Origin of the sequence: Bradyrhizobium sp. 27S5, assembly GCF_037217225.1 — a bacterium.
In the GTDB taxonomy this organism is placed as follows: Bacteria; Pseudomonadota; Alphaproteobacteria; order Rhizobiales; family Xanthobacteraceae; genus Bradyrhizobium; species Bradyrhizobium septentrionale.
In genome coordinates this window covers 1218547-1238649 of record NZ_CP147714.1, presented here as the reverse complement: position 1 = coordinate 1238649, position 20103 = coordinate 1218547, and the positions used below count along the sequence as shown (strand labels likewise).

19 protein-coding genes and 1 pseudogene are annotated in these 20103 nt (G+C 57.5%); 1 reads left to right on the top strand and 19 read right to left on the bottom strand.

Going from position 1 to position 20103, the window contains the following annotated elements; genetic code table 11:
* Window positions 1-750: 750 nt before the first annotated feature.
* The 4 genes and pseudogenes from nifT to WDM24_RS05980 form a co-directional block, all read right to left on the bottom strand.
* On the bottom strand, window positions 751-975 hold the full coding sequence (gene nifT, locus WDM24_RS05995; protein WP_166073478.1) for a putative nitrogen fixation protein NifT: 225 nt from the start codon (window positions 973-975) through the stop codon (window positions 751-753).
* Window positions 972-2164, bottom strand: a pseudogene (gene nifS / locus WDM24_RS05990) (cysteine desulfurase NifS). Before nifS ends, nifT begins: the two are co-directional and overlap by 4 nt.
* Window positions 2165-2175: 11 nt before the next feature.
* The gene (locus WDM24_RS05985) at window positions 2176-2466 is read right to left on the bottom strand and encodes a NifU family protein (RefSeq protein ID WP_338695951.1); all 291 of its coding nucleotides are present in this window, start codon (window positions 2464-2466) and stop codon (window positions 2176-2178) included.
* Window positions 2467-2485: 19 nt separating this feature from the next.
* Window positions 2486-2806: a HesB/IscA family protein gene (locus WDM24_RS05980; RefSeq protein WP_173643898.1), complete on the bottom strand. Its 321-nt coding sequence runs from the start codon at window positions 2804-2806 to the stop codon at window positions 2486-2488.
* A gap of 273 nt (window positions 2807-3079) precedes the next feature.
* Between WDM24_RS05980 and WDM24_RS05975 the strand changes: the two genes are divergently transcribed.
* Window positions 3080-3685, top strand: a complete 606-nt coding sequence (locus WDM24_RS05975; RefSeq protein WP_207835057.1) for a hypothetical protein — start codon at window positions 3080-3082, stop codon at window positions 3683-3685.
* Between the two features lie 9 nt (window positions 3686-3694).
* On the opposite strand, the gene WDM24_RS05970 is transcribed toward WDM24_RS05975, so the two are convergent.
* From WDM24_RS05970 to WDM24_RS05900, 15 genes are all read right to left on the bottom strand, one after another.
* The gene (locus WDM24_RS05970; RefSeq protein ID WP_338695948.1) at window positions 3695-4090 is read right to left on the bottom strand and encodes a Rieske (2Fe-2S) protein; all 396 of its coding nucleotides are present in this window, start codon (window positions 4088-4090) and stop codon (window positions 3695-3697) included.
* Window positions 4091-4735: 645 nt separating this feature from the next.
* Window positions 4736-5587 carry a host specificity protein gene (locus WDM24_RS05965; RefSeq protein WP_224496567.1) on the bottom strand — a complete coding sequence of 284 codons (852 nt, stop codon included), beginning with the start codon at window positions 5585-5587 and terminating at the stop codon, window positions 4736-4738.
* Between the two features lie 477 nt (window positions 5588-6064).
* The gene (fdxB, locus tag WDM24_RS05960; RefSeq protein WP_176529038.1) at window positions 6065-6364 is read right to left on the bottom strand and encodes a ferredoxin III, nif-specific; all 300 of its coding nucleotides are present in this window, start codon (window positions 6362-6364) and stop codon (window positions 6065-6067) included.
* A 13-nt stretch (window positions 6365-6377) separates the two neighbouring features.
* The gene (locus WDM24_RS05955; protein WP_166073365.1) at window positions 6378-6578 is read right to left on the bottom strand and encodes a CCE_0567 family metalloprotein; all 201 of its coding nucleotides are present in this window, start codon (window positions 6576-6578) and stop codon (window positions 6378-6380) included.
* Window positions 6579-6586: 8 nt separating this feature from the next.
* Entirely contained in the window at window positions 6587-7051 is a 465-nt protein-coding gene (locus WDM24_RS05950; protein WP_338695943.1) for a NifX-associated nitrogen fixation protein, read from the bottom strand.
* Between the two features lie 6 nt (window positions 7052-7057).
* Complete coding sequence (gene nifX / locus WDM24_RS05945) at window positions 7058-7453, bottom strand: nitrogen fixation protein NifX (RefSeq protein ID WP_166073337.1); 396 nt, start codon at window positions 7451-7453, stop codon at window positions 7058-7060.
* Window positions 7450-8859, bottom strand: a complete 1410-nt coding sequence (gene nifN / locus WDM24_RS05940) for a nitrogenase iron-molybdenum cofactor biosynthesis protein NifN (RefSeq protein WP_176529036.1) — start codon at window positions 8857-8859, stop codon at window positions 7450-7452. Before nifN ends, nifX begins: the two co-directional genes overlap by 4 nt.
* A gap of 8 nt (window positions 8860-8867) precedes the next feature.
* Window positions 8868-10514 (bottom strand): nitrogenase iron-molybdenum cofactor biosynthesis protein NifE, encoded by a 1647-nt coding sequence (gene nifE, locus WDM24_RS05935; RefSeq protein WP_338695936.1) that lies wholly within the window; start codon window positions 10512-10514, stop codon window positions 8868-8870.
* 95 nt (window positions 10515-10609) lie between these two features.
* The gene (gene nifK, locus WDM24_RS05930; protein ID WP_338695934.1) at window positions 10610-12166 is read right to left on the bottom strand and encodes a nitrogenase molybdenum-iron protein subunit beta; all 1557 of its coding nucleotides are present in this window, start codon (window positions 12164-12166) and stop codon (window positions 10610-10612) included.
* 67 nt (window positions 12167-12233) lie between these two features.
* Window positions 12234-13736 carry a nitrogenase molybdenum-iron protein alpha chain gene (nifD, locus tag WDM24_RS05925; protein ID WP_338695932.1) on the bottom strand — a complete coding sequence of 501 codons (1503 nt, stop codon included), beginning with the start codon at window positions 13734-13736 and terminating at the stop codon, window positions 12234-12236.
* Between the two features lie 469 nt (window positions 13737-14205).
* Entirely contained in the window at window positions 14206-15453 is a 1248-nt protein-coding gene (locus WDM24_RS05920) for a cysteine desulfurase (protein ID WP_176529032.1), read from the bottom strand.
* A complete protein-coding gene (sufD, locus tag WDM24_RS05915) occupies window positions 15450-16772 on the bottom strand; it encodes a Fe-S cluster assembly protein SufD (RefSeq protein ID WP_338695929.1) in 1323 nt (440 codons plus the stop codon). Before sufD ends, WDM24_RS05920 begins: the two co-directional genes overlap by 4 nt.
* 19 nt (window positions 16773-16791) lie before the next feature.
* A complete protein-coding gene (sufC, locus tag WDM24_RS05910) occupies window positions 16792-17544 on the bottom strand; it encodes a Fe-S cluster assembly ATPase SufC (RefSeq protein WP_176529030.1) in 753 nt (250 codons plus the stop codon).
* A gap of 68 nt (window positions 17545-17612) precedes the next feature.
* A complete protein-coding gene (sufB, locus tag WDM24_RS05905) occupies window positions 17613-19109 on the bottom strand; it encodes a Fe-S cluster assembly protein SufB (protein ID WP_338830710.1) in 1497 nt (498 codons plus the stop codon).
* A gap of 187 nt (window positions 19110-19296) precedes the next feature.
* Window positions 19297-19491, bottom strand: a complete 195-nt coding sequence (locus WDM24_RS05900) for a 4Fe-4S binding protein (RefSeq protein ID WP_165128097.1) — start codon at window positions 19489-19491, stop codon at window positions 19297-19299.
* Window positions 19492-20103: the final 612 nt, after the last annotated feature.

Genomic DNA, 20103 nt, shown 5'->3' with positions numbered 1-20103 from the left:
CCCGTGCAGGCATCATCGGCTTTCCAAGACCAATCCTGAGAACGCCTCATGAGGGGAGTAGCAACTCACATGCCATAGCGGAAACGGTGACGTTGCAGCCCTACTTAAACAGTCAGCGGTAATGATCGATATTGATACTAGAATAGCAAAGAAGCGCATGTTGGAAATGCGGCAGGTACGTCGTGATTGAGACACAGAGATCCGTGGATGGTGCATTCATACTCGCGCTAGGCGCCGGGATCCTTGCTCTATCTGCATGGTTTTGCGCGCTGCTGCCGGCCACAAATGGGTCGATACTTCTGGCGATCCGACGTCACAGCGCCGTTAATTATGAGCATTATCCCCAACGCGCGAGCGAGCCAAATCGGTGTCAGGCCTTGCTTGAGCTGAACACGGCGCTCATTGCATTGAGAAGACGCTCGGATCGACGATTGCATCGTGGTATCGGCAGGAACGCCTGATGATCTTCGCCGCATTGCTTCGCAATAGCGATAGTTGAAGCGAGAGCAAGAAAGCTCCGTTCGGTCCGCCTTTCCTTGATGGCGTCTGGCAACTGAACCACGATGCTGCCATAGCGAGCAGCCGCCAAGAGCTTCCTGATCTCTGGCTGCAATATGTCGAGGCACTGATCGGAATCGAGATCGAGACACCGAAGCCCGGCAACGATACTATCGACCTCCTGGCCAAGCAGGTCAGCGAAACGATATTAGCAATTCTCTCCAATGCCGATGTAGAAGATTGGGCTCATGTTCATGGATCTTTCCCGTTCTCGCCCCGTTTTTTGGCATTGATTGTGATCGGCAATGGTGTGTCGCTCGCCATCTCGGGTAAATCGAGCACCCAGCCATTAGCTATCTTGATCCAGCCGCCCCAGAGCGACTCGTACTCAGATTCCACGATCGGCTCTTCGAGATCCTTTTTTGGCACGTAGATCGACAGGCCCGCGTCCGACGAGCGGCGGATCATGATTTTCACAAGCTCAACTCCCTCGACTGTGACGCATAGCTGGGCGGAGCGCCAGACTCCCGCGAGGTGGCACGCAAGCGAGCAACAATGTCTGACAGAGCGCACACGACCTCGTCAACCTCCGCGACGGTGGTTTCACGCGAGAGAGAAAAGCGCACCGCGCCGCGCATCCTCCACGCCGGCACCTGCATGGCGCGCAGAACGTGCGACGGCACCATTGAGCCGGAGCTGCAGGCTGATCCGAGCGACACGGCAATGCCCGCACGATTGAGATGATGGACGACTGCTTCGCCTTCGAGATGATCGAAAGCGATATTGGCTGTGTTCGCTAACCGGTTGTTGACATCGCCGAGCGCCAAGCATTCGCCATTATGTAAGATCCCCTGCTCCAGACGGTCGCGCAATGCACCAATGCGAACGCGCTCCGGCTCGAGCCGCTCCACAGCAAGCTCCGCAGCCCTTCCAAGACCGACGATGCCGGGAATATTTTCCGTTCCGCCGCGGCGCCGCCTTTCCTGTGATCCGCCCCAGATCAGGGGTCGGAATTTTGTCCCTTTGCGCAGGTAGAGCGCGCCCATTCCTTTGGGACCGTGCAATTTGTGTGCGGACAGCGACAACATATCGATCGCACTGTCCCTTAGGTCGACGCGCAGCTTGCCTATGGCCTGGACCGCATCGGTATGGAACAGTGCGCCCGCCTCACGTGCCAAGCCGGCTAAAAACTCCACGGGAAAAATGGTGCCGGTCTCGTTGTTCGCCCACATAATCGAGGCGATCGCTGTGCGTGGCCCGAGCGCGCAGCGAAAGGCCTCGACGTCGAGCCAGCCGTGGGCATCTACGGGTATGATATGCGTCTTGACACCTCTTGTCGCCAGTTGCTCGACCAGCGCAAGCACGGCGGAATGCTCAACCGAGGTCGTGACAATCTCGTCGCGACCATCTTGGGTGGCAAGCGCAGAAAGAATGGCGGCATTATTGGCCTCGGTTCCACCGGAGGTAAAAACGATTTCATGATCGTAGGCATTCCTAGCAAAGCCTGCAAGCTACGCCGCGCCTGCTTCAGCGCGGCCGCGGCCTCACCGCCAAAGGCGTGGGCCGAGGAGGCATTTCCGAACTGCTCGGTAAAGAACGGCAACATGGCTTGCACGACGGATGGATCGGTCCGCGTCGTCGCATTGTTGTCTAGATAAACCGGCATTTGATCCCCATTCAATCCCGCGTCTTACCTGCAACAACAACCGTGATCAGGCGGACGAATTCGACGAGCCTGTCGGCCAGCTGCACTTGAACGCCTTCCAGCGTCATCCTCAAGAGCTTAAAGAGCGCGCAGGCACGGGTTGCGCCTACCATGATCTTGCTGCCATCAATTCCAATCAACTGATAGTCGGCGCCACTGCGTTGCAGATTGGCACGGATCTCCTCAATTACAGCGGGGATGCGTCCCGCTCGGCCGGTCGAGATCGCCGTCAATTGCCTCAGTTGTTCGGGTTCCGCCAGCATGTTTTGACGCCTTTTCTTATCAGCTGAACGATTTGCCGCAGGAGCAGCTCGAAGTGGCGTTTGGGTTATTAAAAGTGAAGCCTGGGCTCTCCAGCGCCATCACGAAATCGATGGTTGTGCCGACCAGATGGTCATGGCTCTTGTTGTGGACAAACACCTTCACACCGTCACACTCGATCACCGTGTCGTCAGGCTTCGGCTCCTCGGCCAGACCCATCATGTATTTGAGTCCGTTGCAGCCGCCTGCCTCGACCATAATGCGCAGCCCGCTTGCTGGCTGCGCCGATGACGACATTGCGCCCCTGACCGCATTCACTGCGCTATCCGTTAGCTTGATCATGGCCTCTCTCAACCGCTTAGCTTTGCCTGCTGAAGGGCAAGTCATGTGCCAGCGAGAGGACGCTTGATGATGCTTACCTTTCCGGATCGCACCTGTTGGCTTTTGAACTCGTGTCGGGTTTCTTTCAAAGCCACTTGGAGGCAATCGCAGCCCACTTACGCCTTTCTTATCTAAGATACGCCGAAGGCCGCCACGCATGCGACGGCAAGCAATTTGCATTGCATTCGCACCGGCCAAGTCGTCGGTGAGGAGCTCAGATCGAGGACGATTTTAATGACTGCAATCGAAAACACCGCACTCGGCAAACTTGAGAAGGAGGGTCGCCTGCTCAATGCCGTACTCAAAGGCGGGACCACCAAGCCGGGCCGGTTCGGCTTTCGCGGCGATGTCGCACTGAAATTCCAGACCCAGGTCGCCGACGAGAAGCGACCGCCGGACTATTCCATCGAGCAGGTTCTAACGATCGCGCAGGAAGGAAAACGCACTATTCCGGTGCTGGCAGGGTATCTGCATTCCTTCGCGTATCTGGCTGACGTCGCAGCCGTCCTTGACGGCGCCTTAAGCCCGAATGGCAGCTATTTCATATTCTGCAACAACATAGATTTGCTGGCGAAATACCGAATCAAGCTCGGTGATGTTACCTTCCACGTCTTACCGTGTGACGAATCCACCGTTTGGAAGGAGATGATGGACCTGGTCGGAGTCAGCAAGGACGACATCAAGAAGCTCGATGCGGGCGGCAAGCTTGATTACCTGCTCGATGCGGCAAACGACATCGAGCTGTCCGATCTTGAGCTATCCTATGACGAGATCTCGTACGAAGACGGGCTGAAGAGGATGGAACCCGTGAAAAACCGTAACGAAAACCGGCCGGTCTGAACGCAGCCTTCATTCGTTGGGAAGCGCATCGTCTTCGACAAGAGGCATACCGACGACACAAATATCACCATCCAGAACCGTCAACGCAATCGGCGTGAGCGCGCCACCCTTACATGGACCTTCGACGCACCGTCCCGTGGCGAGCTCGAAGGTCGATCCGTGCTTGCCGCACATCAGCCGGATGCCGTTTGGATCCAGGAATTCGTTCCAGTTCCAGTCCAGATTGACGCTGTTGTGCGGGCATTTATTGGCATAACCAAACACCTGCTTGCCCCACCGCACTACAACGATAGACCACGGCCGGTGACCGCCCTCGTCATCGACGACCATCAGATGGAAACCCATGGCCCGGCGGCTTGGAATGTCGTTAATGCCACAAATCGCATAGATTGCATCTGGCTGCATTCATTGCTCGTTTATTGCAGGACGCTCTTCATTTCGCGGGACGATCAAACATGCAAGAACCGTAGAAGAGCCAGAACCGCTCGGCTTTCTGACGATCCGACCTTAATGCTTCGTCAGTGCAGCGCAGCTGATTGGCGCAGGTGCACGATTGGGTCAGCTCCGCGCGAGCATCGAGGATTATTGCCTACTCCCTGCCCATTCGCAGCTGCAACTTTCGCGCGCCAACTTCTCCGACACCTTACTGAACTAAGCGCAGTGGTTGCTCACTGATCGCCACAGCCTTTCCACTTGCGCCAACTAGACCAAATGACGCTGCGAATTGTGTCGCGATCGTCACCTTGGCATATAGTTTGATCCGAAGCCTCCTTGAGCACATACCGCCCTCAACCCGCTCATATCATGACGCGCCGTTGCATTGGCTACACGATTGGGGCGCGGATTCGTACTCGATCTTCGTTGCACCGATTCCAGCTGCACGGCCCGCAAGCGCGAGAATATCATTACTTTCTGAATAGGATAGGCAGGCGAATGGGGCCGCACGCTGCTAACGAACGCCCCCTCGTTTAACGCTAGGACCTTTGCGGCGGCGCGTCCATTCACGAAACAGCCGTCATTTCCTGCCCAGGTCTCTTTATTGCGGCTGTTCTACTCCATGCGCAATCCTTCGAGAGCTTGCTCCAAGTAGAATGACGGATCATCATCTGAAGAGGCCGCTTCGGCACTTTCGACACTTGCTTCAGAAGCGGTGTCACTATCCTCGACCTTAGTAAGATACTTCGTAGGTTTGTCTACTCGCTGCCACTCGTTGCTCTCGTTTTTCGTCCACACTTCGGGATGCTGGTTAGGATCAAGCGCCCAATAATTACGCCCCATGTGAACAAAACCCATTTCGGCCAGACGAGGTTCCATGCCCTCCAAGCCAGGACGTGACAAGACCAAGGGATGGTCGCCGTCCTGTCGCAGTTGATGCTCCAGCAGAATATCGCCCGCGTTCTCGACCAACGGATGAGTAACCCGAAGGTCAACCACGGACGTGATATCATTGCGTCCAAACTGTTGCCGAAACTGCTCCCCCTTGATTCGAGCCGGCCCACCTGCTCTTAAAAGCCCGACAGTTTCATCACCCAACTGATAGCTGTAGAATCGTGCTGGCTTGCTTGGATCATCGTAAGTGTGGAGGTAGCTTCCAGCAACCATTCCTGCGCGCCGAGCCTTCCCGGACACGAAATCCGAGTACTCTTCTGGGTTACTGGCGATGTGCCTGATGTCACCGCCCAAAAATCTCCTCACTCCCTCCGTGAAGGAAGATCGATCGATCTCTATGATCGGCGGATCGGAAGCCAGAGAGTATGGCGTCGTTGTCACCGACGACGACGCACCGGGCTCCATGCCGGCAACTGTGTCCGCAAATCGCGGGCTCTCTCCCTCATCTCCAGACTCATCAACGTGGCTGGCGCTTCCAGACTGGCTGGACGATCCGACGATTCTGCCATACATCAGATTCGCTCTCCTCTCGGCACAATTACTCGCTGTATGAGCTCGTGCCGCACGAGCTCTGCGGAGGATGATATACAGGTTAGCTGACCATAACCTGACGCATAGGCAGCCAATTTAGGCTCTTCCAATCCTCAAGGGAGCAGGCAAACAAATAAAGACGGTACCGTTCACCCGAGGAGCGTGCTCCCTCATCTGGATCAGCATTGCGCAATGCGTTATGACCTCAATCGCAATACACCTGCACGAAACGCTGACCCCACTGCTAAGAGACTGATCTTCGAGACGGTGTTGTCACCCAAGGGTATGCGCTTGCCTTGCCGATCAAACAGTCTTAGCTGCAACGTCTCCGCTCGCTGTGTCTTAACAACCGAAGCCGTCAGAACATGCGGGTCTGATCTCCTTCGCAGATCAAGTGATCAACAATGGATCTATTCCATTGCAAATATAGCGCCTGCCGCAAGCGGGCTAGGCCACCGGTCAGGCAGCTTCGGCTGGGGCTGAAACATGGACCTGGCAATTGGCCGGACACACTCTGGCGCACGCGCCGCAGCCGATGCAGGCGCCCTGATCATTCAGAACCATGATCTTCTTTTCGATCTCATCGTCCTCGTCATCGTCAAGATCAACAAGTTCGCCGTCCTCGCTGATTCCCTTCAACGCCATGACACCTCGGCCACACACCTTGAAACAGCGGCCACAGCCGATGCATTTTTTGGCGTCAATCGACATCAGGTAGTCTGGCGTCCAGTCGCGGCCATCGCGCGCTGTAAATGACATGAGTCGGCCCCTCTTAAGTATTTTCCAACGCCTTCAGATCATGGTTTCTGCGCTCAAGTTCGGCATAGGCATCGTGCGCCTTCTGCGCAAACACCATGATCGAGGTCCAGTTGATGGGCAATTCCTCCGAAAGGTCGTGCAGATCCATTTTGGCTTGTAGCGCTTTGGCCGATAGCTTCTTTATTTCAGCCTTCAGTGTTTCACGTTCGCTCATCGGTATCCTCAATAGTTCGCCACGTCCGGAAACTTCCGTATCAGGTCGATTCCCTCCCTGACATATTTGCCTCCCTCTTGCGCGAGCTTTGCGAGGCTATCGAACCCGAAGCGATGCACATCACGCAGCCGCTTGTTCACGGCGATCAGCCGGCCTCCGATCAGCACGATGCGGCCAAATCCTTCATGATGCAGCTTCAAGATCGGCTGGATCATCACACCGGCTTCCCTCTCGACCGCGAGCGCGACCGCGTTGAAGAACAGTTCCAGCCGCCACAGCGTATCGGGGCCAGGATCACCGACAATCGGCAACGCACGCCGCTTTTCCTTGTCCAAGACATAGGGCTCGAGAAGGTCGAGATCGCTCTTGGCCTTCCAGGCTCCCGTGGTGTCCTGAGCGCGCCAAATCTTTACTAGCTCCTTGATGAACAGCGCATCGGCGGAGCTGTCCTGCTGCTCTATTTCTGCTGTCATTTCATCTCATTCGTCGAACTCGAATGTGCTCCGCTGGTCCTTTGCCATTGCCTTGCGTAGCCAGGGAGGTGGTGTGCCTCTTAGGACATCCTCGAGCTTTTCGAGCAACACCAGAATGTTTTCTGGCTTGTTTACCTTGATCGGATGGATCTTGTTGGCGACCACCCGGGCAGCACCGGCGCCGCCGATGGCAGCAACGTAAAGAATTGCGCAATCTTTAATCGCCTCGATCTTCGGCGCTAACTTGTCGTCGTTGCCGTCTTCCTTGAGATCGCCCTCAAACTCAACCGCTTTGAGAAACACATGTCCGCTTGGCGCGACCTCGTAGATAGCAATATTCTTTGCCCAACCAAAATGAGCATCGACGCGCCTTAGATCTTGAGTGGCGAATGCGACCTTCATGCAGTCGACCTCTCGGCTGCACCGATGGAACTGAGATGCCCGGACCTTGATGGCAGTGCGACCGGAGCCCGCCATCGATCGGGCGTAGGTTGATGGTTCTCCTCGCGGTCCGCGATCCCGAGATTGGCGATATCGAAGATCAGATCGCGGGTACCACGATAACCAATCGATAGTTGGTGCCCTGCGCCAAGTCGATCGAACATCGGAAAACCCGCACGATAGAACGGAATTTTCAGCCGGGCAGCCGCTTGCCTGCCATGCGAATGCGTGATCAGCAAGTCGCAATTCTCGGTTCTGGCAAGCTCTTCGAGATCCTCAAGATCACCAATTAGCACCTCGTTGGTCTTGATCCGCTCGATCACCGCCGATTGTGTGGTCGTTACGGCCGCACGCACCTGCGCCCCCATCTCGTGCAGCATACTGGAGAGATCATATAGGAGGTCTGGCTCAGCGGCGATCGCAAGTCTGCGACCACCAATATGGAAGTGCGCGTCCAGCATTGCATCCGTGAGCTGGCCGCGCTGCCGCCGATATTTCGGTGGCACGGGACGGCCGCTGATTTCACTCACAAACGTCATGAATTCGTCGCACGGACCGAGGCCGCACAGCCGCTCGAAGAGGCGAAATGGAACGCCGCTTTTGGCCTGCATGACCTCTGCCGCTCGCCGCATCTGCGCGCCGATTGCAATGGTCCACCCGGCGCGGCCCATGCTCGCGATCTCGTCGACGCCGATGCCGCCGATGGTCGTTGACGTAAACTCGTCGGGGATATGCCCATCGAGCGACGCTGCCAGGTCAGGCAGGAAGGATGGCCGCAACCCACAATCCTCCAGGATGGCACGGAGTTCGTCAAGATCACCCGGCGTGAGGTGACATCCTGGAAGAACGTTCACTCTCGAGGAATCGCGCAGGCCGTTGACGTTGGGCCCTTCCACCAGCAATTCCACAATGCGCGTCACAGCCTTCTCCCAGCCGTCCTGGAACGCGCCCTTGAAATCGGGTGTCGAGACATAGACCAGCGGCAATTTCGCAAGTTGCCGATGCTTGTTTCGGATTAGCTTGAGGTAAGCATCCACATCGTCCCCGTTAGTCTCGGTGATGCCGGTCGAGCAGATTCCGACGATCTTTGGCTTGGCTCGGTTGTAGATATTGAGTATCGCCTGCTCGAGGTTCTCATAGCCGCCGAGCACGGTCGCGACCTCGCTCATCGCGGTGGTCTGCAGCGGTACCACCTCCTTGAAATGCCGCACAAAGAGCGTGAGCCCGAAAGAAGTGCATCCTTGCGAGCCATGCAGAAGCGGCATCGCCCCGCGCAGCCCCATGAAGGCGAATGCGCCGCCAATCGGCTGGCTCATCTTCAGCGGGTTGACCGCGCAGGCTTTTGTTGGCACCGTGGTGAGGGCCATGATTCCCCCTATTCTGCGGCCTGCAGCATGGCAGATGGCGAGGACACCAAGATGTCCTCGATGCGTCTCTTGCAGCAACCACCGACCGCATCGGTGTGCTCTTTGACTTCCTCGACGCTTCTCAGACCATGCGCGTAGATCGCATCCTCGATCGTGCCGAGATCGACCGTGTTACAGTGGCAAATCTTCCTCGCGCGGCGCGCCGTTTCGGCGAGCGCCGGTTCGCAGGTGATCTCGGCCGCCGGCGACTGCATATGCAGCTTCGCCCTGGCCAAGGCCTCCCATGGTGCCGGTCGACGTACCTGCTCCCACATCGGATTTGAGAGCGACTTGTCGATCTCCTCCACTAACTTGATCATTCCGACATAGCCCATATAGGCATGGCATCGCTCCTGGTTGATATCGAGCCAAGGCGTCGCTGCTTTCAGCGCGACGAACTGCGATTTGCCGCCCGATAGCATGATGTCCGCTTTTGCGCCCTTCAACATCTCGTACATTTCACGCGGCGACATGTCCTCGATCATGTGGGCATCCTGTCCCATGAGCTCCTTGATGCGCTCTTTGTCCTCCCTTGTCGATTTCTTCACGCTGGTTCCGACCAATTCGAGCCCGGCCTCCTGTAGTGCCGCAACGACCGACCATGACTTGACCCCGCCGGTAATCAGCAAAGCCTTCTTTCCCTTGAAGCGTGACTTGTACGGTTTGATCGCGGCCCAGGCCCGCGCCTCCTCGCGCGCGATCACCGCGTCGGTGCGCCCGAGCAGATCTTGCGGTGCGCCGCGCTCAACCAATAAGCGGGCAATCTGGCGCAGCGAATCACTTGAATCCTGGACACCGTAGAACGAGCCTTCGAAGAACGGGATTCCGTAGCGTTCCTCCATCTTGCGCGCGACGTTGATCATGCCCTTTGAGCACACCAACATCGCCGCCCGCGCGCGATGGGATGACGCGACTTCACGATATTTGGCATCGCCCGAGATGCATGAGAGAACCCGGATTCCAAGCTCATCGAGCGAAGGCTTAACTTGCCAGAGCTCCCCCGAAAGATTGTATTCTCCGATCAGATTGATGTCGTAAGGTGTGGTGCGGTCTGGCTCCCGCGTTCCGATCACATGTTCCAGCAAAGCCTCGCCGGCGAGCTTGTTGCCGAGGTTCTTGGAGCCAACGAACCCCGGGGAATTGATCGGGATGACCGGTTTGCCAAACCTTTGCGAGGCGGCCTTACAGACCGCGTTGACGTCGTCGCCGATCATCGCGGGAACACAGGTCTGATAGACGAAAATGGCGGGCGGGTCATGCTTGTCGACGATTTCCTTGATCGCCTTCCAGAGCCGCCTCTCACCTCCAAATACGATATCGGTTTCGTTCATATCGGTTGTGAATGCGGTGCGCCATAGATTCGAACCGGAAGACGCCGCGCCGCGATTGTCCCAGGAGTTGCCTTCGCAAGCGATTGGACCATGCACCAAATGAGCGACGTCGGTAAACGGCTGTAGCGCGATCTTAGCACCGTCGAAGGCGCAGCCGCCCGCCGCACTACCCGGCTGCAGTAGCTTGGTGCATCCCTTCTTGCGCTCAGCCTCCGACTTACTGCCGTTCTTGGCGCAGCCCGGCTCGTTGAAAATATTCTGGACCGTAGCTGACAGCGAACTCATCCGTTCTCCTCTTAGCCGAACTAATTGCAAGTTGAGCCATCGTGCGCTTGTGCTATCGCCAGTGTTTTCGGCGACGGCACGTGCATTGTCCGTCATCAACGAATGATGTCGAAGCTGTAGTCAGTTTTGCCAAGAACGTTGGTCTTCCGGTCGATTTCGTCGAATATCTTGTCGAGGATCTTCACCAGCACATTCAGGCCGCCCTGATAGCCCCACACAGGGGAGCGGTGGTGATGATGCCGATCAAACACCGGAAAGCCCATGCGGATCAGTGGCGTTCCTGTGTCACGTTCCAGGTACTTGCCATAGGTGTTGCCAATCAGAAGATCGACCGGCTCGGTGAACAAGAGCGAGCGCATGTGCCAGAGGTCTCGCCCCGGATAGGACTGGCAGGCATGCCCAAACGGTGAGCCTGCAAACAGCGCCTGCATTTTGTCCTGCCACGCCGTATTGCCGTTGGTGGACAGCACATGGGTTGGTTCGGCGCCGAGTTCGAGCAGAAAGGCGGCCAACCCATAGCAGAGATCCGGATCGCCATAGATTGCGAACTTCTTGCCATGGATATGCGCGCTGGAGTCAGCGATGGCATCAACCAAGCGGCCACGCTCTCGCGCGAGTTGCTCCGGGACCTGCTTGCCGCTGATGCGTGATAGCGCCAGGAGAAGGTCATCTGTTGCGGAGACGCCCACCGGGTAATTGAAAGAGACGACGTCCTGGCCATGCTCAGACACGAGCCGCAGCGTTTTTTCGGTACACCACTGCTGCATTGAGATTGTCGCCTTGGCGTGAACCGCGTTAGCTGCGTCTTCCAGCGTGGTGCCGCCGTCATACATCCGGAAATCGCCATCAGTCGGGGTATCGAAGACGTCGGAGTTATCGGCCAGTATGGTGTATTGGATACCCATCAGCGCCAAGATGCGCTTAATCTCACGAAGGTTTCCGACGGTGTAGCCATCGAACCCACCAATGATGTTGATCGACTCGTTTGGCTTGCGCTCCAGCTTCGGCGCTGTTCCGGCCTTGCCGTCCCAGAAATGCTCCAGAACACCCTTGAGTGCGTTGTCATACCCGGTGACGTGGCTACCGACGAACGCCGGCGTGTGTGCAAACGGCACGTCGAACTCCGCCGGAACAGAGCCCTTTTCCTTCGATGTCTTGATGAACGCATTGAGATCATCGCCAATCACCTCGGCCATGCAGGTCGTGGAAACCGCAATCATCTTGGGCTTGTACATGTTGTAGCTGTTGGCAAGTCCATCGATCATGTTGTTCAAGCCGCCGAACACCGCGGCGTCTTCCGTCATCGAGGAAGAGACGCAGGAACTCGGCTCCTTGAAGTGCCTCGACAGATGGCTGCGGTAGTAGGCCACGCAGCCTTGCGAGCCGTGGACGAAGGGCAGCGTGCCCTCAAAACCGACCGAGGCGAACACGGCGCCAAGCGGCTGGCAGGCTTTGGCCGGATTTACCGCCAGCGCCTCCCGCGCAAAATTCTTCTCGCGGTATTCAGGCGTTTTCGTCCATTCCTTGATGCGTTCAACCTCGGCTGGATCGCGGGAATTCTCGAACATCTTCTTGTTAGCCAGCATCTGCTGGTATTCTGGACCGCGAAACAGTTCGAGATGATCGAGCACGTGTTCTGCACTCTGCGCCATTTTTGAGATCCTTCACTATCGAAATTGGTATCGTCCCGGCTCTCCACGAAGAGCCAGATACATTGCTTTATTCTGCAGCCAAGAGCTTCGCCTTCGAAGCTTCTTTCCAAGGCGCTTTCATCTTCTTCCAGATCGGCGAGTTGACAGCCATATCCATGTCGCGCGCGAAGATCGCAAAGCCGTCATAGCCGTGATATGGACCTGAATAGTCCCAGGAATGCATCTGCCGGAACGGTATACCCATCTTTTGGAAAACGTATTTTTCCTTGATGCCCGATCCGACCAGGTCGGGCTGGAGCTTTTCGACAAAACTCTCGAACTCGTAGCCATTGACGTCGTCGTAGATGAGCGTGCTGTCCTTGACGTAGTGCTGGGCGGTGCGCTGATAGTCGTCGTTGTGGCCGAACTCGTATCCGGTACCCACGACTTCCATCCCGAGGTCCTCGTATGCGCCAATCACATGACGCGGGCGAAGACCGCCGACGTACAACATCACCGTCTTGCCCTCCAGGCGCGGGCGATATCTTGCTATTACGGCGTTCACCAGCGGCTGGTACTTTTCAATCACCCGCTCAGCGCCTTCTTTAATCTTATCGTCGAAGTAGCCCGCGATCTTGCGCAGCGACTCTGCGATCTTTGAAGGTCCAAAGAAGTTATACTCGCACCACGGAATACCGAACTTCTCTTCCATGTGGCGGGAGATGTAGTTCATGGAGCGGTAACAATGCAGAATGTTGAGCTTTGCCTTCGGCGTTGCCTCGAGCTCAGCGAGTGAACCGTCACCAGACCACTGCGCAATCACCCGCAGGCCCATTTCCTCCAGAAGAATTCGCGATGACCAGGCGTCGCCACCGATATTGTAGTCTCCGATGATCGCAACATCGTACGGCGTCGACTCAAACTTCGGTTTACCACCTGGCTCGAACTTGTCGAAAATCCAATCGCGCACGGCGTCGTTGGCAATGTGGTGGCCGAGCGACTGCGAGACGCCGCGAAAGCCCTCGCAGCGGACCGGCACGATGGTCTTGCCGCCATACTCCTTGGATTTCGCTCTTGACACAGCCTCGATGTCGTCTCCAATCAATCCGATCGGGCATTCCGACTGGATGGTGATGCCGTTGTTGAGTGGGAAAAGCTCCTGGATTTCGTCAAGAACTTTGACCAGTTTCTTGTCGCCACCGAATACGATATCCTTTTCCTGGAAGTCGGAGGTGAATTGCAGGGTCACGAAGCTATCGATCCCGGTCGTGCCAACGTAATAGTTACGACGCGAGCCCCACGAGTACTGACCGCAGCCCACCGGTCCATGGCTGATATGGACCATGTCCTTGATCGGCCCCCAGACCACGCCCTTGGATCCTGCGTAGGCGCAGCCTCTGATTGTCATCACACCAGGGATGGATTTGATGTTGGACTTGACCCCACAGTCCGACTTGCCGGCTTGGTGCACGTTGAGATGCTTGGCGCGCCGTTTTGCGGTCTTCTCCGGATAGACCTTCAGCACCTCCTCAATCAGCTCTTTGTTGCGAGCCCTGATTTCTGCGATGCTCCGGGTCGAGGCGAGGCTCATGCTGAGGTCCTTCGAGGGTTAGCTGTTGCGAGAGCGGCTTCGTGACCTAGAGTTTTGCAACGAGCATGCCAATGCGGCGCGAGCACAAAAAGCGGAACGATTTACATCAGTTAGCGCGCTCGGTGGTGCAGCACGGGGTATTGTGGCTAACGCGACATTGCGCTTTGCCCGGAGAAACCTTCGTTTGGTCCTGTTCGAAATGGAACAGGGGCGGCGATATGTGAAGTAGCGCCGCACGATTCCAGATGTGCGGCTGCCGATCGCGATGCTCCGCGCTCGAGAGAGCGCCCGTAACAAGCGAACCGAGCGGCAAAGGCCGGCTGATCGAGCCCGGGTTTGCCTACGCCATCCATGCCTGTTGAGATCTACAGATACTTGCCTTCAGCGACGACGATGATGCCAACGGTTATGACGTCGTCATCGTCTGGAGTTCGATGCTCCACCGCCCAGACGCCGCAAGTTCACGGGCTCACGAGAACAGCTGTCGCGCCTTGATAAGTGCCCGCACGAGCGTATCAATCTCTTCACTTGTGTTGTAAAGTGCGAAAGACGCACGGCACGTCGCCAGCACACCCAAGCGCTCGAGCAGCGGCATCGCGCAATGGCCACCCGCCCGCACTGCAACTCCGGCGCGGTCGACGACCGTGGCAATGTCATGTACATGCGCGCCTTTCATATCAAAGGAGATGATCGGCCCCTTTTCGGCCGGCGTCCCGATGATTCGTACGGCGTTGATGTCCCCTAGCTTCTCATTTGCGTAGGCGAGCAGCGCGTTCTCGTGCTTGCGGATCTGTTCTTTGCCTATCGAATTGATGTAATCTAAAGCCGCCCCCAAACCGATCGCCTCGACAATCGGCGGCGTCCCCGCCTCGAACCGGTGCGGCGGTTCACCATAGATGACGCCGGCACGCGAGACCTGACGGATCATCTCGCCGCCACCATTGAAGGGCGGCATTGACGAAAGATGCTCTGACTTGCCGTAAAGCACGCCGATCCCTGTCGGACCATAGAGTTTATGGCCTGTCATTACGTAGAAATCGCAATCGATGTCGCAGACGTCGACGGTCAAATGGACACATCCTTGCGAGCCGTCGACCAGTACGGGAATACCCCGTGCATGTGCGATCCTCACTACGTCTTTCACTGGCAAAATGGTACCCAGCACGTTCGACATCTGAGTGATCGCAACCATCTTGGTGCGCGGGGTCAAGAGCCGCTCAAATGCATCGAGCAGGAAATTGCCGTCATCATCAACCGGCGCCCACTTGATGACTGCGCCGAGCCGTTCTCTTAAAAAATGCCACGGCACAATGTTGGAGTGGTGTTCCATAATCGACAGAACGATCTCGTCGCCGGCGCTGACCCGTTCACGGCCGAAGGTCTGGGCGACCAGATTGATGGCCTCCGTGGCGCTGCGGGTGAAGACGATCTCTTCGTTCAGATGTGCGTTCACAAACCGCGCCACCTTGGTACGGGCGCCCTCATACGCCTCCGTCGCCGCATTCGCCAGATAGTGCAGGCCGCGATGTACGTTGGCGTATTCGCTGGAGTATACATGCATCATGCGGTCAAGAACCGCATTCGGCTTTTGCGCGGATGCGGCGTTATCAAGGTACACAAGCGGCTTGTCGTACACCGTCATGGACAGCGCAGGAAAGTCCGCGCGCAGACGGCTGACCTGGTAACTACCGTTGCCTATCGCGGGGTGCACACTCATCGCGCCCGCAGCCAGTGTTCAGCTCGCGCGGTCACAAATTCGCGCAGATTGCCGGCGGGGATCTCCTCGATCGGCTCGCCAATGAATGCTCTAATCAACAACGCCTGCGCATCCTTCTCTGATAAACCTCGAGCGCGCAGATAGAATATGAGACTGGTGTCCAGCGCACCTGAAGTCGATCCGTGGCCGCAAGTCACGTCGTCGGCAAGGATTTCGAGTTCGGGCTTATTGTCCGCCTCGGCCTGGTCGGACAGGAGCAGCGCGCGCGTCATCAGCGCGGCATCCGTCTTCTGCGATGCGGGACGTACGACGACTTGGCCCTGGAACACCGAGCGGCCGCAATCGTCAACGACCGCGTGGAACTTATTCCGACTGATGCAATGCGGCACGGCGTGGTCGACTACGATTGTTGTGTCGGCGTGCTGTTTTTCCCTGATGAGATTGACCCCGTTCGCCGAGAGCCTGGATCCCTCGCCGGCCAGTGTGACGAATCCCTGATAGCGACCGATGGAGCCGCTGCAGGTCATGCTGAAGAGATTGAGGCTCGCTCTGGTACCGACTACGATGATTCCCGACGAAAGGTTCACGGCGTCAGCGGCATCAGCTGCCACCCGGATATACGAAAGGCTCGCCTCGTCACCAACCAGGACAATTATCGCATCGTTGGTTTGATATCGGCTCGCGCCATCAGCCGCGACGAATGTTTCCACCACAGCCGCGTGCGCTCCCTTACCTAGCTGCAGGTAGGAACGGGTAAAATCGGACACCGACAATGAGGTTGCAACGTGAACGATCTGAATGGAACGCTTAATCGCGCTGCCCTCGGCGATCGTAATCACCAGGCCGTCGGTCGCCATCGCGGCATTGAGCGAGATCATCGCATCAGTTGTGGTCGAAAGCACCAGGCCGGCCATTGCACTGTTGGCCGGATTCTCCAGAATCTCTCGCAACGACCGCACATCGACCCCATTTTCGAGGCTACCGACGTCGGATAGCTCGGGTGCGAATATTCCATCCACCAAAACCAGTTTGACTGCTTGATCGGCAGCCGCTTGCATGACCGACGACTTTGCGCGCACCAGCGCAGCTGCATCTGGTCGCGGAGCGAGTGGCAGTACCTCGCCGATCAAGGCGCATAGATCTGTATATTTCCAAGCCTCGATGCGCCGATGCGGGAGGCCGGCACGCTCGTAGGCCTCGAATGCCCTCGCACGGATATGGGCGACAGGCCCACAGCCAGGCAGCCGTCCGTGCGCCGCGGTGAAGAGATTGCTCTTTGCACGTCCGGCGTCGGCTTCTCTTGCCAAAACTTGCTTCATCAGGAAATCTCTTGAGAGGTCAGGCCGCACCTTCGAATTGAGCGTAGCCACAAGCCTCGAGCTCCAGCGCGAGTTCTCTGCCGCCGCGCTTCCTTACCCGCCCTTTGGACATCACATGCACAAAATCCGGCGTTATATAGTCGAGAAGCCGCCGATAGTGGGTGATCACGATCATCGCCCGTTCCGGCGAACGCAGAGCGTTGATACTGTTGGAGACGATGCGCAGCGCGTCGATATCGAGGCCGGAATCTATCTCATCCAAGATGCACAGGCTCGACTCGAATAGCGCCATCTGCAAAATCTCGTTGCGCTTTTTCTCGCCGCCGGAAAATCCGACATTGAAGCCGCGCTTCAGCATGCCTTGTGGGATGTTGAGCGACTTGGCTATCTCGCCGGCCCTTTTCAGAAAATCGGGCGTGGAGAATTCCTCTTGCCCGCGCGCTTTACGCTGAGCGTTCAACGCCGTACGCAGGAAGTTCATGGTGGTCACGCCGGGAATTTCGACCGGATACTGAAACGCAAGAAATATTCCCTTGCCAGCGCGCTCCTCCGGTTCCATCGCGAGAAGATCTTCATCCTTGAACAGGATTTGGCCTGCACTCACTTGATACCCGGGCTTGCCGGAAATAACGTGGCTGAGCGTGGTCTTTCCGGAGCCGTTCGGCCCCATGATCGCGTGTACCTCACCCGCGTTGACCGTAAGATCGAACCCGCGAAGAATTTCGCGCTCGTCCATGCCGGCATGCAAATCTCGAACTTCGAGTAGCGCCATTCTGATCTATCTCCTGAAATGCATCATCCCGGGTGAGCCGCACTCGGGAGGTCCCGCGGGACGGTTGGCTATCCGACGGCCCCTTCGAGCGAGATCGAGATCAGCTTCTGCGCTTCCACCGCGAACTCCATCGGCAGTTTTTGCAGAACGTCCTTGGCGAAGCCATTGACGACAAGCCCAATGGCCTGTTGCTCGCTCAAGCCTCTCTGGACGCAGTAGAACAGCACGTCCTCGGAGATCTTCGACGTGGTCGCTTCGTGCTCGAACGTTGCCGAGGAGTTCTTGGCCTCGACATAGGGCACGGTGTGCGCGCCGCATTTGTCGCCGATCAGGAGCGAATCGCAGGCGGTGTAGTTGCGCGCGCCGGTGGCTTTACGATGCGCACTGACGAGGCCGCGATAGGTGTTCTGCGACTTGCCGGCGGCGATGCCCTTGGAGATGATCCGGCTCGACGTGTTCTTGCCGAGGTGGATCATCTTGGTGCCGCTATCGACCTGCTGGAAACCGTTCGAGATCGCGATCGAGTAGAACTCGCCGCTCGAATTGTCGCCGCGCAGGATGCAGCTCGGATATTTCCAGGTGATCGCCGAACCGGTCTCGACCTGGGTCCAGGAGATCTTGGAATTCCGGCCACGGCAGTCGCCACGCTTGGTGACGAAATTGTAGATGCCGCCCTTGCCCTCGGAATTGCCGGGGTACCAGTTCTGCACCGTCGAATACTTGATCTCGGCATCGTCGAGCGTGATGAGCTCGACCACCGCGGCGTGCAACTGGTTCTCATCGCGCTGCGGCGCGGTGCAGCCTTCGAGATAGGAGACGTAGGAGCCCTTGTCGGCGATGATCAGCGTGCGCTCGAACTGGCCGGTGTTGCGCTCGTTGATGCGGAAATAGGTCGACAGCTCCATCGGGCAGCGCACGCCCGGCGGCACGTAGACGAACGAGCCGTCGGAGAACACCGCCGAGTTCAGCGTCGCGAAATAATTGTCCGTGGTCGGCACCACGGTGCCGAGATATTTCTGCACCAGCTCGGGATGCTCGCGGATCGCCTCCGAGATCGGCATGAAGATCACGCCGGCCGCCTTCAGCTCCTTCTGGAAGGTGGTCGCCACCGACACCGAATCGAACACGGCATCGACCGCGATCTTGCGGCTGGGCGACGGCGGGCCGCCGGGCGGCGGCTCGACGCCTTCGAGGATCGCGACTTCCCGCAAGGGAATGCCGAGCTTCTCGTAGGTCTTGAGGATTTCCGGATCGATCTCGTCGATCGAGGACAGCGTCTTCTTCGGCTTCGGCGCCGCGTAGTAGTAGATGTCCTGATAGTCGATCTTCGGATAGTTGACGCGCGCCCAGGTCGGCTCGGTCATGGTCAGCCAGCGGCGATACGCCTCCAGGCGCCATTCCAGCATCCAGGCCGGCTCATTCTTCTTTGCAGAGATGAAGCGGACGGTGTCTTCCGACAGCCCCTTCGGGGCCTTGTCGGACTCGATCTGCGTCTCAAACCCATATCGATACTGGTCGACGTCGATACGCCGGACGCACTCGACCGTCTCTTCTACAGCTACCATTGCCTGCTCCGCTCGCGCAAAGACAACTCCAACCAGTTCCGGCGCCCCCTCTCCGAACTGATCCCACAAGTTAGGACCAACTCGGGGCCAGCGCGTAAGAGAATCGGTCGACGAAGCCGGTAGGCTGCCGCTCTCAGTGGTGTCTTCATTCTGTTTCGCGCCGGGGCCCCACTCATCAGCTAATTCCCTATGCCGGCACACAGGTCTCGGGCACCGGGCAAACGACGGCGCACTGCGGCGCGTCAGAATTTCCTTCGCATTGGGTGCACTTGGTCGGATCGATCACATATATGTCGTTCTTCAGGCTAATCGCAGCGTTGGGACATTCGAACTCACACGCACCGCAGACGGTGCACTGGGACGCGATTATCTTGTAGGCCATCACTGCGGTTCCATAAGCAGAAGGTGCGGGACCGCGTCTTGCCTTCAAGTCTCGTGCCAATCAGTCTGGGCTGATTTGTCTCGGCTATCTTTCAGAGCGCATGTCGCCGCCTCGACGGCGTGTCGCAAACTCTACATTCGGAATCATAGTGGCTTGATCTCGGTGCCGTGGCGCACGATCAATGACGGCGGTCAGCCAACCACGTGAACTGCGTCCGCCAGCCCTATGGCGCGATCCTTCCCATGGCCGCGGTCACGCGGCTGCGATCGGGTCGCCTGTTCCCGAGTGCTCCGCCGCCAGGTCGGCCGGGCCCCATGTTATTGGTTCTGCTCACCGGAATGGCGGCGGATTCGACTAAAGCGCCACGATGAACAACCGGCGGGGGTCACACCGGAACGACGCACATCTCCACCGCAGAGCCAGAAACTGTCGCGGCGATCGCGCCAGACAAAGTCACTCCGATGATCGCGGCGTTTAGGTGCCGCGGCACCCGCTTTCAAGCCCGAAGATGACCGGTAACCTTCATCCATATGCCTGTACGAGCAAAGGCACATTGCCTCGCTTCATGGGGCAACTGAAAGCCAAGCGCGATCATCTGGTGTTCCCCGGCTT

What these genes read in the sequence shown, in the direction of transcription:
- WDM24_RS05985 (WP_338695951.1), bottom strand. Translation starts at nt 2,466, where the DNA reads ATGCTGGCGGAACCCGAACAACTGAGGCAATTGACGGCGATCTCGACC.
- WDM24_RS05980 (WP_173643898.1), bottom strand. Translation starts at nt 2,806, where the DNA reads ATGATCAAGCTAACGGATAGCGCAGTGAATGCGGTCAGGGGCGCAATG.
- WDM24_RS05975 (WP_207835057.1), top strand. Translation starts at nt 3,080, where the DNA reads ATGACTGCAATCGAAAACACCGCACTCGGCAAACTTGAGAAGGAGGGT.
- WDM24_RS05970 (WP_338695948.1), bottom strand. Translation starts at nt 4,090, where the DNA reads ATGCAGCCAGATGCAATCTATGCGATTTGTGGCATTAACGACATTCCA.
- WDM24_RS05965 (WP_224496567.1), bottom strand. Translation starts at nt 5,587, where the DNA reads ATGTATGGCAGAATCGTCGGATCGTCCAGCCAGTCTGGAAGCGCCAGC.
- fdxB (WP_176529038.1), bottom strand. Translation starts at nt 6,364, where the DNA reads ATGTCATTTACAGCGCGCGATGGCCGCGACTGGACGCCAGACTACCTG.
- WDM24_RS05955 (WP_166073365.1), bottom strand. Translation starts at nt 6,578, where the DNA reads ATGAGCGAACGTGAAACACTGAAGGCTGAAATAAAGAAGCTATCGGCC.
- WDM24_RS05950 (WP_338695943.1), bottom strand. Translation starts at nt 7,051, where the DNA reads ATGACAGCAGAAATAGAGCAGCAGGACAGCTCCGCCGATGCGCTGTTC.
- nifX (WP_166073337.1), bottom strand. Translation starts at nt 7,453, where the DNA reads ATGAAGGTCGCATTCGCCACTCAAGATCTAAGGCGCGTCGATGCTCAT.
- nifN (WP_176529036.1), bottom strand. Translation starts at nt 8,859, where the DNA reads ATGGCCCTCACCACGGTGCCAACAAAAGCCTGCGCGGTCAACCCGCTG.
- nifE (WP_338695936.1), bottom strand. Translation starts at nt 10,514, where the DNA reads ATGAGTTCGCTGTCAGCTACGGTCCAGAATATTTTCAACGAGCCGGGC.
- nifK (WP_338695934.1), bottom strand. Translation starts at nt 12,166, where the DNA reads ATGGCGCAGAGTGCAGAACACGTGCTCGATCATCTCGAACTGTTTCGC.
- nifD (WP_338695932.1), bottom strand. Translation starts at nt 13,736, where the DNA reads ATGAGCCTCGCCTCGACCCGGAGCATCGCAGAAATCAGGGCTCGCAAC.
- WDM24_RS05920 (WP_176529032.1), bottom strand. Translation starts at nt 15,453, where the DNA reads ATGAGTGTGCACCCCGCGATAGGCAACGGTAGTTACCAGGTCAGCCGT.
- sufD (WP_338695929.1), bottom strand. Translation starts at nt 16,772, where the DNA reads ATGAAGCAAGTTTTGGCAAGAGAAGCCGACGCCGGACGTGCAAAGAGC.
- sufC (WP_176529030.1), bottom strand. Translation starts at nt 17,544, where the DNA reads ATGGCGCTACTCGAAGTTCGAGATTTGCATGCCGGCATGGACGAGCGC.
- sufB (WP_338830710.1), bottom strand. Translation starts at nt 19,109, where the DNA reads ATGGTAGCTGTAGAAGAGACGGTCGAGTGCGTCCGGCGTATCGACGTC.
- WDM24_RS05900 (WP_165128097.1), bottom strand. Translation starts at nt 19,491, where the DNA reads ATGGCCTACAAGATAATCGCGTCCCAGTGCACCGTCTGCGGTGCGTGT.